Origin of the sequence: Rheinheimera sp. SA_1, assembly GCF_001669775.1 — a bacterium.
Lineage (GTDB): Bacteria > Pseudomonadota > Gammaproteobacteria > Enterobacterales > Alteromonadaceae > Pararheinheimera.
This window is the reverse complement of sequence record NZ_LXWK01000011.1, coordinates 508,922-521,547: the sequence shown is the minus strand read 5'-3', so window position 1 is coordinate 521,547 and position 12,626 is coordinate 508,922. Positions and strand designations below refer to the sequence as shown.

The 12,626-nt window shown below is 52.9% G+C and carries 14 protein-coding genes; 5 read left to right on the top strand and 9 right to left on the bottom strand.

Annotated elements, in window-relative coordinates:
- Positions 1 to 33 precede the first annotated feature (33 nt).
- Positions 34 to 1,164: a helix-turn-helix transcriptional regulator gene (locus A5320_RS03555; RefSeq protein WP_068060978.1), complete on the bottom strand. Its 1,131-nt coding sequence runs from the start codon at positions 1,162 to 1,164 to the stop codon at positions 34 to 36.
- Between the two features lie 220 nt (positions 1,165 to 1,384).
- Between A5320_RS03555 and A5320_RS03545 the strand changes: the two genes are divergently transcribed.
- Complete coding sequence (locus tag A5320_RS03545; protein WP_197489965.1) at positions 1,385 to 2,293, top strand: DUF2306 domain-containing protein; 909 nt, start codon at positions 1,385 to 1,387, stop codon at positions 2,291 to 2,293.
- A gap of 122 nt (positions 2,294 to 2,415) precedes the next feature.
- Here A5320_RS03545 and A5320_RS03540 read toward each other — a convergent pair whose 3' ends face one another.
- Entirely contained in the window at positions 2,416 to 2,835 is a 420-nt protein-coding gene (locus A5320_RS03540; RefSeq protein ID WP_068060973.1) for an organic hydroperoxide resistance protein, read from the bottom strand.
- Between the two features lie 493 nt (positions 2,836 to 3,328).
- Here A5320_RS03540 and A5320_RS03530 point away from each other — a divergent pair, with 493 nt between their 5' ends.
- The 3 genes from A5320_RS03530 (at position 3,329) to A5320_RS03520 (ending at position 5,568) form a co-directional block, all read left to right on the top strand.
- Positions 3,329 to 3,805 carry an HvfA family oxazolone/thioamide-modified RiPP metallophore gene (locus A5320_RS03530; protein ID WP_068060968.1) on the top strand — a complete coding sequence of 159 codons (477 nt, stop codon included), beginning with the start codon at positions 3,329 to 3,331 and terminating at the stop codon, positions 3,803 to 3,805.
- A gap of 73 nt (positions 3,806 to 3,878) precedes the next feature.
- Positions 3,879 to 4,772 (top strand): HvfB family MNIO-type RiPP peptide maturase, encoded by an 894-nt coding sequence (locus A5320_RS03525; RefSeq protein ID WP_082971510.1) that lies wholly within the window; start codon positions 3,879 to 3,881, stop codon positions 4,770 to 4,772.
- Positions 4,765 to 5,568 carry an HvfC family RiPP maturation protein gene (locus A5320_RS03520; RefSeq protein ID WP_068060966.1) on the top strand — a complete coding sequence of 268 codons (804 nt, stop codon included), beginning with the start codon at positions 4,765 to 4,767 and terminating at the stop codon, positions 5,566 to 5,568. Before A5320_RS03525 ends, A5320_RS03520 begins: the two co-directional genes overlap by 8 nt.
- Before the next feature lie 168 nt (positions 5,569 to 5,736).
- Here A5320_RS03520 and A5320_RS03515 read toward each other — a convergent pair whose 3' ends face one another.
- From A5320_RS03515 to A5320_RS03490, 6 genes are all read right to left on the bottom strand, one after another.
- A complete protein-coding gene (locus A5320_RS03515) occupies positions 5,737 to 6,180 on the bottom strand; it encodes an HvfX family Cu-binding RiPP maturation protein (protein ID WP_197489964.1) in 444 nt (147 codons plus the stop codon).
- Positions 6,181 to 6,256: 76 nt separating this feature from the next.
- Entirely contained in the window at positions 6,257 to 6,889 is a 633-nt protein-coding gene (locus tag A5320_RS03510; RefSeq protein WP_068060964.1) for a ferric reductase-like transmembrane domain-containing protein, read from the bottom strand.
- 148 nt (positions 6,890 to 7,037) lie between these two features.
- Positions 7,038 to 8,375, bottom strand: coding sequence for a sensor histidine kinase (locus A5320_RS03505; protein WP_197489963.1), 1,338 nt, complete (start codon positions 8,373 to 8,375; stop codon positions 7,038 to 7,040).
- On the bottom strand, positions 8,375 to 9,115 hold the full coding sequence (locus tag A5320_RS03500; RefSeq protein ID WP_068060960.1) for a response regulator: 741 nt from the start codon (positions 9,113 to 9,115) through the stop codon (positions 8,375 to 8,377). The genes A5320_RS03505 and A5320_RS03500 overlap by 1 nt, the downstream gene beginning before the upstream one ends.
- Positions 9,116 to 9,334: 219 nt before the next feature.
- Positions 9,335 to 9,556, bottom strand: coding sequence for a 2-hydroxymuconate tautomerase family protein (locus tag A5320_RS03495; protein WP_068060959.1), 222 nt, complete (start codon positions 9,554 to 9,556; stop codon positions 9,335 to 9,337).
- A 50-nt stretch (positions 9,557 to 9,606) separates the two neighbouring features.
- A complete protein-coding gene (locus tag A5320_RS03490) occupies positions 9,607 to 10,350 on the bottom strand; it encodes an SDR family NAD(P)-dependent oxidoreductase (protein ID WP_068060956.1) in 744 nt (247 codons plus the stop codon).
- Positions 10,351 to 10,514: 164 nt separating this feature from the next.
- Here A5320_RS03490 and A5320_RS03485 point away from each other — a divergent pair, with 164 nt between their 5' ends.
- Positions 10,515 to 11,426 carry a LysR family transcriptional regulator gene (locus tag A5320_RS03485; RefSeq protein WP_068060951.1) on the top strand — a complete coding sequence of 304 codons (912 nt, stop codon included), beginning with the start codon at positions 10,515 to 10,517 and terminating at the stop codon, positions 11,424 to 11,426.
- A 168-nt stretch (positions 11,427 to 11,594) separates the two neighbouring features.
- Here the strand turns inward: A5320_RS03485 and A5320_RS03480 are convergent, their stop codons facing one another.
- A complete protein-coding gene (locus tag A5320_RS03480) occupies positions 11,595 to 12,554 on the bottom strand; it encodes a substrate-binding periplasmic protein (RefSeq protein WP_082971509.1) in 960 nt (319 codons plus the stop codon).
- Positions 12,555 to 12,626: the final 72 nt, after the last annotated feature.

The following is a 12,626-nucleotide window of genomic DNA, read 5'->3' as shown; positions in this document are numbered from 1 at the left end:
ATCAAATCATATAAATCAGCAACTTCACAAGCTCTAAGCTGTTGCTGGCTTACTTTCTTTCGCGATAAAGGTTTGTCGGAACTCATGTGGCGTAAAACCGACCATCGTTTTAAATGCCCGGGTAAAAGGGCCGACCGAGGCAAAACCACTCTCCAAGCCGACAACGACCACCGGCCAATGGCCTTTGCTTGGGTCTGCCAACAGCTTTTTCGCATGTGCAATGCGCAGGGTATTAATAAACTGATTAAAGTTGCTGGCCTGAAATTGCGAGCGCAGCAATTTACTGATCCGGTACTCCGGCACATCGAGCTGCCTGGCCAGATCGGTCAGTCGCAGGTTTGCTTGCAAAAATAGCTGCTGCTGAAATAGCAATTGGCGGATGCCATCACAAAGTAACTTGTCAGCTGCTGTGATGGATAAAACCTCAGGTTCAGCGTCAATCCGCGGGGCCATTTCGCTGGTCATTTTAGTATTCGTGTCAGCTGAAGCATCAGCTTTAATGGCGGTGCTATGTCGATGAAACCGGTTATAAATCAGCCACTGAGTCACCAGGAGCACCGCTAAAGCCGCACCGGCGGCCAACATCTCACGCACCAAAGGTACATCTGTATTGGCCTGCCAGATTTTCGCAACGACACCCCCACTGGTAACAGCAGCAACATAGGTCCCCAAAAACAGCTGCCGCTGCCAACGTTCAGCAGCATCCGCCGTGCGATAACCGCGACAGCCTTCCCAGAAGGCCAGCATCATCAACGACGACGACAGTAAAACCAGCAGTTCTTGCACTGCAATCCGGGCCGAGCTTATCAGGGGTGAATTCTCCGGCCAGAACAGCTGCAAGAGCTGCAACGCCTGCAACGCAATAATCAGCAGCGCAACAGCGGCTGCCGCGAGTAAATGTCGTAATCGTATTGCCTGCTGTTGCCGAAACAACGCCCGCGCCACCAGCCAATAACCATTGCAGGTCAGGCAGACGCCCATGCCCAGCACATACTGGTACAAGCCAAGTTCCGCGCCGCCCAGTTGCTTAATCGCCATGATGGCGATCGAACCGCAAAATGCCGCAAACAGCAGATGGATAGGCTGTTTTTGCCGGACCCATAGCTGGCTGCACAACAGCACAAAACTGACCAGCAGCAGCGTGATGTAAATGGTCTGGAACATCGGGCGACTCCGGCACGAAAAGATAGTTGATGCTAACAGCAGTTTTTCAGTGCGGTCAAAACAAAAATTGTCACTAAAAACCTTCGCCGCCACGCGCCAAAAAAGTACCGCTTGGCCGGGATATTTTTGAAAAACCATACACCGAATTTCAAATTCGGCGCGAAAGCAGCGGTGTTCTGGCTGATGATCCAGGCTGGTATTAAGTCAATCAGGTAAAAATATGTCGGAGCATAATGTAGCAAGGCAGGCTGTTCGCGCCGAGCCTTTAAGTCATTCTCAAAATGAGTCGCAAAGTAAATCGATAAACGACACACAAACGATGCGCAAATCCAGCAGTAATCTCGCCGCAAGGGTATTAAACGGCAGTGTGATCAGCTGGTGGTTGCTGGCATTGATCGGCCAGTGGTTGTTTGCCAGTTATATTGCCGTGCGTTACGGCGGCCCGGTGCTCGGTGGTAATTATGCTGCGGTCAACCAAGGCGATCACATCATGGGCTATCAGCCTGGGGCAACAACACATAACCTGATGTATTTCAGCCATATTCTACCGGCGATTTTGCTAAGCATCTGCGGCGTGCTGCAATTGATCCCGCAGATCCGGCAAAAACTGCCGGTGTTACATCGTTGGAATGGCCGGGTTTTTATGCTGCTTGGCATTTCCGGTGCGCTGACCGGGCTGTATCTGACCTGGATAAGTGGCAGCAGACTCAGCACCATTGGTGCCATCGGCATTACCCTGAATGGCTTGTTGATCCCACTGGCCATTGTGCTGGCCTGGCGCTATGCGGTGGCGCGCAACTTCACCGCTCACCGACGCTTTGCCGTGCATAGCTTTTTGCTGGTCAACGGCGTCTGGAGTTTTCGGTTGTACCTGTACGGCTGGTTCGTGTTAAATCAGGGACCTAACGGTAACACCGGCTATCTTGATGGTCCGGCCGATATTTTTTTCTCATTTGCCTGTTATGTCATTCCAATGCTGGTGGCGGAACTGGTGTTTTGGGGGCAGCGCCAAACCAGCTCAGGTAGAAAGTGGTGGGTGGCTGGGGTGATGACCATTGGCGCTTTATTGACCTTGGTTGGCATTGTCGCCGTGACGATGGCGACCTGGTGGCCGGTGATCCGTGGTTAGCTGTAGTTCACTTTAGTTAACCGCGATTTTGCAGGCAAAAGGCGGTTGCAGACCTTTAGGCTTTGCAACCGCTGCTCCGGCATTTATTTAGCGAGTGGTATTTGCTAATTGATGTTTACCTATCAAATCAACTGAATAGTCACCGCGATATTGCCACGGGTGGCTTTTGAATATGGGCAAATCTGATGGGCTTTTTCGGTCAACTTTGCTGCGATCGCCGGATCCAGACCCGGCAGACTGACGTTCAGTCGTGCTTGCAAAAAATAAGCATCGTCGGTCAGACCTAAATCAATTTCGGTATCCACTGCGGTATCGGACGGCAGCGTGATTTTAAGCTCTGCTGCAGCCTTTCCCATCGCGCCAATAAAACAAGCCGACCAGCCAGCAGCCAGCAATTGCTCTGGATTGGTGCCCGGGCCAGACGAGCCTGGCGCCGATAGCTTGATATTTAACCGGCCGTCAGAGCTCTGCGATTCGCCGTTGCGACCGCCGGTGGTGTGGGTCTTGCCTGTGTAAACAACTTTGTCGATGGTTGTGATCATGATTTTTTCCTCTTAGGTGCTGAATGCTTTGCCGGTCAAGGCGCGGCATATTTTTAGCTTGGTTCAGCTTGGTTCAGCTTGGTTCAGCTTGGTTTGAGATTTCCGGGAAGGGCCAGATGGTGTCCGCCCCTGTGATGCAGTTTTGCATTGTCATGTGCCGCAGATATGTCCTGATCAGCCCGCGCTGTAATGTTTTGTAGCTGGCGGCCTGATTGATACAAACGGATACAAACGCAAACACCAAAGCCAACAACATCGCTGTTTCGGGGCAATTTGCAAGGTTCCAGCCGCGCTACCGCTTAAGTCGCAATGTATCTGTTTGTTTCTAACGCCGGTTCCGTTGCAGTCGCGTACAAATCCACCGGTTACCCGATACGTGGTGGATACAACAGTGCGGCTAAATAGCTACACCCGAATAAGCAACTCTTGTTCGGAAATGCGCCGTAACGGCATCAGCACGCGGACATGCCGCGTTCAAATCTGGAGAAACAACATGTCTCGTAATCAATCAACAAATACCACGCGTTTAGGCTTTATGGCGGTCGCATTATTAGGTGGCCTGAATTTGAGTACAGCCGCTTTTGCGATGGATGAATTGCCGCAGGGTTATCAACTGACCACTTTGGTGAAAGTCGGCGAAGGCAAATGTGGTGAAGGTAAATGTGGTGGAGAAAAGTTTGGTGGTGCAGAAAGCAACACCAAAGTTGCAGCAACCGAAGGCAAATGTGGCGAAGGTAAATGTGGTGACGCATCTTTTGCTACCACCGATACCGACGACGATAGCCTGGTGTCGCGCAAAGAATTCCTAGCCGTGGCGCCAACCCGCGCTGCAGTGTTTACCGAAATCGACGTCGACCAAAACGGTTTTTTGTCAGAAGCCGAAACCTTCAACTACATGAAAAATGTTTATGAATCCAATGGCAAAGCAGTGCCACAAGAGCTGTTTACCCGCCTGAGCCAGGCGAAATAGTAAGCATGTTGTGTTAACACCCGCCCTCGTCATGCTTCGGCTGCCGGGGGCTTTTTGCCTTCTGGAGGGTATGATGACCAATACAACGACTAATACAACGACCAATACAACGACTAGTACAGTGAATAGCACTAAGACTAAATTAAACACTTTACAAGGTGCCGGTCTCGGCTTACGCCGGGCGATGTTGCCCGAATTACTGGCAATGGATAGCACTGCGGTTGATTTTCTGGAGTGTGCGCCTGATAACTGGATTGATGTCGGCGGCGCTTATGGCAACCAGCTGATGAGTCTAGCCGAACAATATCCGCTGAGTTGTCATGGCTTGTCGTTGTCGTTAGGGGGGCCGGCGCCGCTGGACCGTGATTTGCTAAAGCGTACTCGTCAGTTTCTGGACCGTCACCAAGTACCGTTGTTCAGTGAACATCTGAGTTATTGCTCTGATGAAGCCCAGCTCTACGATTTACTGCCGTTACCTTTTACCGATGAGGCGGTGTTGCATGTAGCAGCCCGGATCCGTGAAGTGCAGGATCAGTTAATGCGGCGGATTGCTGTGGAAAATATTTCCTACTATGCCGCGCCTTTTCAAGCGCTGGCAGAAATTGATTTCCTGAATGCCGTCGTGCGTGAAGCAGATTGTGATTTGCTGTTGGATATCAATAATTTGTATGTAAACTCGGTGAACCATAACTACGACGCCAGCGCTTATCTGGCGGCGGTGCCTGCTGATAAAGTGGTGTGTATCCATGTGGCCGGGCATTACGACGAAGCGCCGGATCTGAAAATTGATACCCATGGCGCTGCTGTGAAAACTGACGTCTGGCAGTTACTGCAACAGGCTTATCAACGTTTTGGCGCTGTGCCCACGGTGCTGGAACGGGACTTTAATTTTCCGCCGCTGGCTGAGCTATTGACTGAAGTTTCGCACGTTCGCCATTTGCAACAGCGGGAAGCCAGTTATGGATAAGACCCTTGAGCAACAACTGCTTTGTCTGGCGTGTTATGTGCGTGATCCGTCCGGTTCGGTGCCACCTCCGGGCATTGAGCCACGGCGGCTGGCCATTTACCGGCAGCTGTTTTATGGCAATATCGAAGCGCTGCTGGCGGCAGGTTTTCCGGTACTTTGCGCCAGTGTTGGCGCAGAGCACTGGCAGCGGCTGGTGCAGGATTTTTATGCCAACTTTCGCTGCCAAACGCCACTGTTTACTGAGCTTGGTGCGGAGTTTGTGCTGTATCTGGAGCAAGGGGCGGCGCAGCGATTAAAGCTGCCGTTATGGCTGGCTGAGCTGGCACATTACGAGCGGGTCGAAACTGCGTTGCTGTTGCGTGATGCGCCGCAGTTTGCTGCTGTGCCTGCTGTTAGTCCGGTTGCCGCTGTTTTAGGCGCTGCGGATTTGCTGAATGCAGTGCCGGTGTTATCGGCGCTGGCCTGGCCGTTGGCGTATCAATGGCCGGTCTGTGATATTGGCCCCGGTTATTTACCGGAACAGTCATTGCAGCAGCCGTTAACGCAACCATTAACGCAACCGTTAGCGCAACCAACTTTGTTACTGGCGCAGCGCAAAGCTGACTTCAAAGTGTACTTTTCACGTTTGGCACCACTGGTTTATGCCTTGCTGGTGTCGATTGAGCAACAGCAGTGGTCAGCACGACAGCATCTGGCTGCATTAGCACAAATGATGGGCGTCGAGCTGGCGGCACTGTTACCGCAAGGCACAAAGTTGCTGGAGCAGCTGCGGGGGCAGGGCGTTATAACGTTTTGAAATGTAACGTTTTGAAATGTAAGGTTTTCTAGCTTGGCAATGCCAGTTGCAACACAAATATCAGCACCAACATCAACTTCTCCTAAAAATATTCACTACCGCTCACAAATACTAAAAGGGCTGAAATAAACGTCAGCCCTTTTGGTATTGGTGAGCGGGTTCAGACCCTTAGCAACCGCGCTTACGCAGCAGCGCATCCAGACTCAGCTGGCCCGCACCTTTGAACAGTAGCAGGAATAGCGCCACCAGGTAAATCAGCGGTAATTTGTAGTTGCCGTAGCCTTTGTCACTGATGGAATAACCCATCGCCAGTTCCGCCAGCGTGGACCACTCGGCCGGCCAGTGCACAGCAGCAATGGCGACCACAGTCAGTGCCATCAGCGACAAGCTGGCCAAGCGGGTGCCAAGGCCAAGCACAATCAGCACCGGCGCTATCAGTTCAATCCACATCGACAGCTGCCAATTCAGGCTGGCCGGAAACAGCTGAAATGGCCATGGGAAATTCGCCTGTATTTGTACAAACCAGTTTTCTCCTTGCCATTTTTCTACACCGGCCTCAAAAAACTCCCAGCCCAGCCCAGCCACAATCGCAATGGGATATCTGCCAGCCATAACCCAAGGGTATTTAATGTTTGATCTGTGGTTCTAAAAAGTGTGTTGAGAGAAGGGTTCATCAGCGCTTGTCTCATCACAGAACTCCTGCTTGTGAGCTTTTGCGGGCACGGATTGCGGTTTTGGCGGTGAGTTTCAGCACAATCGCTGACACCATGATGCTAAAGCCGATCAGGTACCAAGGGTGCAGCGGCAGCCGTTTATAAAATGACAAACAGAAAATTGCAGCGATCACCCAGGTGCCGGTTGAGTGCAGCCATTTCCAGGTGCGAAAACCCAATAACCGCACCATCACCGGGAACGACGTGATAGTCAGCAGCAAAATAAACAGGTAGCCGGTGGAGCCCGGAATATTGGCAGCCGGGGTGCGGCCGGCCCAGAAGGTTTCCGGAAACAACTGCGCATAGGTCAGGATCAGGATGCCGTGCACCAGATGCGAAAAAGCAAAGGCTAAGCCAAGGAAGCGCCGTTCCCTCAGTAACGCCTTAGTGCCATTGGTTGGCACCAAGGTGACCAAAGATGATGCTAAAAACGTCAGTAAAAACAAGGCAAATGAGGTGCGGGCGGTGACGCGGATGGCACTGCGTAACGCTTCGACCAGTTCGGTATGTAACAACATGGTGGTGGTGGCGAACAGTAAAACCAGTAACGACATTAGTAGAAATAAAGTCCAGCCACGCAGGCCGGACCCGGAATTGGGATAAGTCATGGACAGGATCCTTCAGGTTTAGCGCGACGGGCGGGTGCCATCGCTGCTTCGCTGTCCATTCTGTGGTGGCGCTGTATCCTGCGTGTGTCGGTGAACTGGCCTTTTGTATCTCTATGTAGCAAAACCACAAAGTATTAAAACCGAAACTTCACAACGGTGGCGGCAACTCGACCGTGACACAAAGCCCGCCGCTGGGACGGTTTTGTAACGTCAGTCGTCCGCCAAGTGCCTGACTGAGTTGTTGCGCGATTGCCAGCCCTAAACCCGTACCCCCGGTATCGCGGTTGCGGGAACTTTCTACCCGATAAAAGGGTTGCAGCACTTGCGCCAGCTCCGCTTCAGGGATGCCGGGGCCGTTATCCAGCACTTGCAGCAGGATACCAGAGGCACTACTTTGCACATGCAACTCGGCACTGCCGCCAAATTTTATTGCGTTATCAAGTAGATTGGTCAGTACCCGGCGCAGCGCATGCGGCCGGGTATTGATGATGGTGCCGCTGCCGCCTGTACTTTTGTCTAAGCTGCCGTCCGCTGCGCCGATGAGCCTGACCGGCTGGCCGCTGTCCTGATAATCACAGACTAAACTGTCGAGAAACGCATCCAGATCAATCCGGCATTCCGGCTCCGCCGCACTGTCCATGCTGCGGGCGTACGCCACCCCTTCACGCACCAGATGTTGCATTTCGCTTAAATCACCCCATAACTTGTCTTTTTCCTGCGAGCCATGCATTTGCTCCACCCGCAGTTTCATCCGGGTGATGGGGGTTTGTAAATCGTGCGAAATTGCCGCCAGCAGTTGCATCCGCTCTTTCAGAAAAGCCGCTATCCGGCCTTGCAAGGTATTAAACGCCCGTGCCGCATACACCACTTCACTGGGGCCTTGTTCCACCAGATCCGGGCTTGGCGTATCGGGATCGAGTTGATCAACCGCCTGCGCCAGCCGGGTCAGTGGCCGGATTGCCATATGCACCGCCAGCCAGGTACACCCCAGTAACACCAACAGCTGCAGGATCAACACCACCGGCAACCACTGGGCAATTGGGATGCCACCCGGTGTCACATCCAGGATCAGCGAGTTGCCGTCTGTTAACCTCAGCTGCACCTGAAAATGCGGCATCGGCCCCGGCACATTAAAAAACTGTGGCTGAAAACGCGGGTTCACCGCCTGTGCAATGGTATGGGCGGCCAGTGGCGCTTGTTGTATATTCATTGGCTCGCCGAGCGGTTTTGGTTGCAGCCGATAGCGGTAGTTACGCCGCTCCAGCAGCGGTAGCCATTCGGCCCGTTCATTGGCCGGTAACCGGTCCAGCAAAGCGACCGCTGTACTGACATCGGTCGATAAGTTCGTCAGCATCACATTGCGGCCGGTATGGTAGCGCTCGTAAAACTGCGAGCTGAACGATAAGCCATACGCCAGCACCAGACCGATAAATAGAATCAGTGCCAGCCGGGCGGCCAGACTTTGCGGTAGACGCAGTGGCATCATCAGGTTCCCGGCTCGAGCAGCTGCAACGGTAGGGTAAAGACATAACCTTCATTACGTACCGTTTTAATACAAGCTGCTTCCCGCGCATCATCCCGCAAGCGCTGCCGCAAACGACTGACCAGCAAGTCAATCGAGCGGTCGAAAATGTCGGCTTCGCGACCCTGTGTCAGGTTCAGTAATTGTTCGCGGCTCAGGACCCGTTGTGGATGATCCAAAAATACCCGTAATAACCGATATTCGGCGCCGCTCAGCGACACCACAGTGCCCGCGGTATCGAGTAAATGCCGCGCGCTGGTGTCCAGCCGCCACTCGCCAAAGGCTATCAGCCGGTTACTTTCAGTGATTTGCAGATTTGGCGGTAACATCCGGGTTCGTCTGAGCACCGCATTGATCCGCGCCAGCAATTCACGGGCAGAAAAAGGTTTGGTCAGGTAGTCGTCGGCGCCCATTTCCAGGCCGATAATGCGGTCGGTTTCGTCACTGCGCGCGGTCAGCAACACTACGGGGATGGCTTTGTGTTTGCCGACCCGAAGTTCACGGCACAACCGCAGGCCGTCATCGCCCGGCATCATAATGTCGAGCACAATTAAATCGACCGCATTGGCTTCCAGAAAGGTGCGCATTTGCCGGCCATCGGCGGCCAGACTGATCCGCATGCCATTTTTACTCAGGTAGTTGCCAACCAGTTCGCGGATTTCCCGGTCGTCATCCACGATCAGAATGTGTTCGATATGTTCCATGACCATCCTCAGATTGGCGCTTGCTGCTGGCGTTGTCGCTGGCAATGCGATACCCGGTATTGTAAACAGGAGTATGATCCGAAACAGCTTTCCTGAACAGTAGCGCTTTAAAAGCCTCGCTGCTTTTTGCGTCGATCCAGCAAAATAAGCGCCGCTTTGGCAGATGTTTTCCTGTCAAAAGCGGCGTATGCTCAGCATCATTTCCTCTTAGGTAACAGCTTATATAACAGCTTTGCCCGCCGCTTCCCTGCGCCTGCGACTAGTAACATTTTCGCCGTTGAGACCCCAGTTGTCGGTGTTCACTTCATCGATAATGACAAAAGTGGTGGCAGGGTCTTTGTGCAATACCTTGCTTAGCAACTCAGTAACACCCTCGATCAATTGCAGTTTTTGCTCGGTGGTGACCCCTTCATCGGTCACCCGGATATTGACGTATGGCATGGTTCTATTCCTCTGTTTGTGAACTTGTTGGTGAATCTGCTTATGAACGACTACCAGGTACCGGCAGCAGCACCGCCATCAACCGCCATAATAGTGCCGCTGACATATGCAGAGTCAGTCAGGTACAACACCGCAGCGACAATGTCCTCGACTGAACCGGTTTTGCCACTTGGCGACAGCTGATTCAAAAAGGCTTTGGAATCGGCAAAACTACCGTGTAACGGCGTTTCGATAATGCCAGGCGCCACCGCATTGACCCGCACATTGACCGGCGCCAGCTCGACTGCCAGATGGCGGGTGGCGGCGTTAATGCCACCTTTAATCAGCACCGGTAAGGTGGCCGGTAGTTTGGCCGTTGGCTGCAGACCGATATTAGCGGTGATATTCACGATATGCCCGCCGCCAATGCTTTGCATATGGCTGGCTGCCTGCTGCACCGGGTAGAAAAAACCCTGCAGGTTGGTCGCAACCAACGTAGCCAGATCGGCGGTTGTGTAGTCGCTGACCGGTTTGGCGATAAACGCACCGGCATTGTTAATCAGCACATCAACCTGGCCGAACTTTTCGATGGCCTGCATAAATAACGCTGCGGCGGTTTCAGGCAAGGCGATATCACCGGCCACCGCTAAAAAGTTGTCTGGGTTACCCAGTTTAAAGGCCGCCTGCTGCAAGCGTTCCAGGGTACGGGCGTTACCAACGACATTGTCACCACGTTGCAAATACGCCGCGGCGATGGCAAAACCAATACCGCTGGACGCGCCGGTGACGATGACTGTTTTTTTGCTGTTACTCATCATTTGCTCCTCAAAGCTCTTTAAGTGACACCCAAAAGCGGGGTCAGTGGGAGCACTTTACTCTTGCGTTTGAGTGCGATAAATATCGTAAATATTGATTCACTTGATACATAATGTAATTAATCTTGGCACTGTGCAGTACTTAGAGGTACTGAGGAGCAGCGATGAAACGTATCTTCGACGATAAACAATACAGCGGTATTGAGCTGTTTTGTCTGGCGGTTGAATCCGGCAGTTTTACCCAGACCGCACACAATGCCGGCATTACCCCAGCCGCTGTCAGCCGGTCGATTTCGCGGCTGGAAGACCGGCTGGGGGTCAGACTGTTTGTGCGGACAACCCGCCAGATCCGGCTGACCGACCACGGCCAGCGTTATTATCAGCAATGCCGTGACGCGCTGCAGCGGCTGATGGATGCCGAGCGGGAAGTCAGTGGCGAGCAGTTGGCGCCTGCTGGATTGCTGCGGATCAGTGCTCCAACGCCTTATGCCCACTTTCGGTTGCTGCCGTTATTACCCGAGTTCCGGCGGTTATATCCGGCGGTGCAGTTTCATCTGCATCTGGGTAATAGCAATATTGATTTTGCTGCCGATAATATCGACCTCGCGATCCGGATGCGTGACCCCAAAGATTCCAACCTCATTGCCCGTAAACTGGAAGACGCCGCTTTAACACTAGTGGCGGCGCCGTCGTATTTGCAGCGCGCTGGTGCACCGGACAGCTTAGCGTCACTGCAACAGCACGACTGCCTGCAATTTGAATTGCCCAGCACCGGTCGCGCTATTCACTGGTTATTTATGCAAAATGGCCAGCAAGTTGAGGTTCAAACCAGTGGTAGTTACAGCTGCAGCGATGATCTGATGGGGGTTGTGACCCTCGCCAAACAAGGTGCCGGACTGGCGCAGACTTACCGGTTTATCTTTGCCGAAGCCATAGCGCGCGGCGAACTGCTGGAGTTATTACCCCAGCACAGCGGCACCTCTCGCCCGGTTTATCTGCTGTACCCGCACCTGCGGCATATGCCATTACGGCTGCGGGTGTTTGTCGATTTTTTACTGGCGAGGCTACAACACTGATTTGACTGTGTCGCTTCACCAAAGGGACTATTTTTGGTATTTGTACCGGCAATTGTGATTGGATCAGACCGTCAATTTTTGCCTGTAGCCGCGGGCCAAGCAGCAGAATATGTCGAAAAACAGCGGCTGGAAGCAGCGCGCATCCAATGAAAAACCGGGTATCGGTTGTTATTTTGGTTGCGACAGCGGATACCAGAGTTCTGGCCGTTGCAGTGGTACGTCGTCCGGCAAAAGTGGATTGTGTAGGGTAAACACCCGGCGCTTATCAATCTGCAATTGTTGCAATAAACCGCCATAGTATTGATTAAACAGCTTATTTAACTTGCCATCCTGTTGTGCTTGTTCCAGGCCGCAGAGCAAAGTGTCGGCCAGTGCTTTGTTGTCCTTAGCCACATAAAAGTACACGGCAGTGGGGTAGTACAGCAGGATATGCGGGTCGATCTGTAACTGCAGGTGTTGGTATTGTTGCTGGTCGTGCTGCACTTCCAGCACCGAACGCGGGAAGTAGTCGATACGGCCTTTTGCCAGCATCTGATACAGTCCGTCAAGGTCGCTACCAGCTTCTAAATTAAACTGATTCGCCCGCAAAATTTCGGTGTCGCTCCAGGTCGCAAACTGGCCAACTCGCAGCCTGGCTAAAGCTGCCTGAGTGTGGACATGCTTCAGGGTATCCAGGCCGTCTTTGCTGACCAGCGCCACCCGCAGCCCCATTAAGCCACGCATCAGCGGAAACGGCACCGCCCGATATTCGGCAACACGTTCGATACTGGCACTGCCAAACATCACATCAATGCCCTGACCGGCATTCATCAAATCAAATGCGCGTTTTTTCGGTAAATCAAGATTGGAAGCTTTGAGTTCAAATCGCTGCTGGCAGGGGTAACTCAATGCCAGTTGCAGTAAGTCGATGTAGTATTCATGGCGTGTTGCACCGGGGTAGTACACAGTTGTTACTGCTGTAGCTGGTTGATCTGCTGCTGCGGCTGGCACCATCACAACGCCCGGCAGCAAAGCAAGTAGTATGCTAATGAGTAAACCCGGCAGTCTGCCATGGGATCGGCTGGATTGCCGCAGTTGGAACAAACAGATCATTGGGATCAGCATATCGCCGGAAAAATAGGGTGACATGGGGTTCAGTATGCACCAGTTTGGAACAGTACTCCATGGTCAGGCTGACGCTGCGCCCTGTAGCCAGCGGGT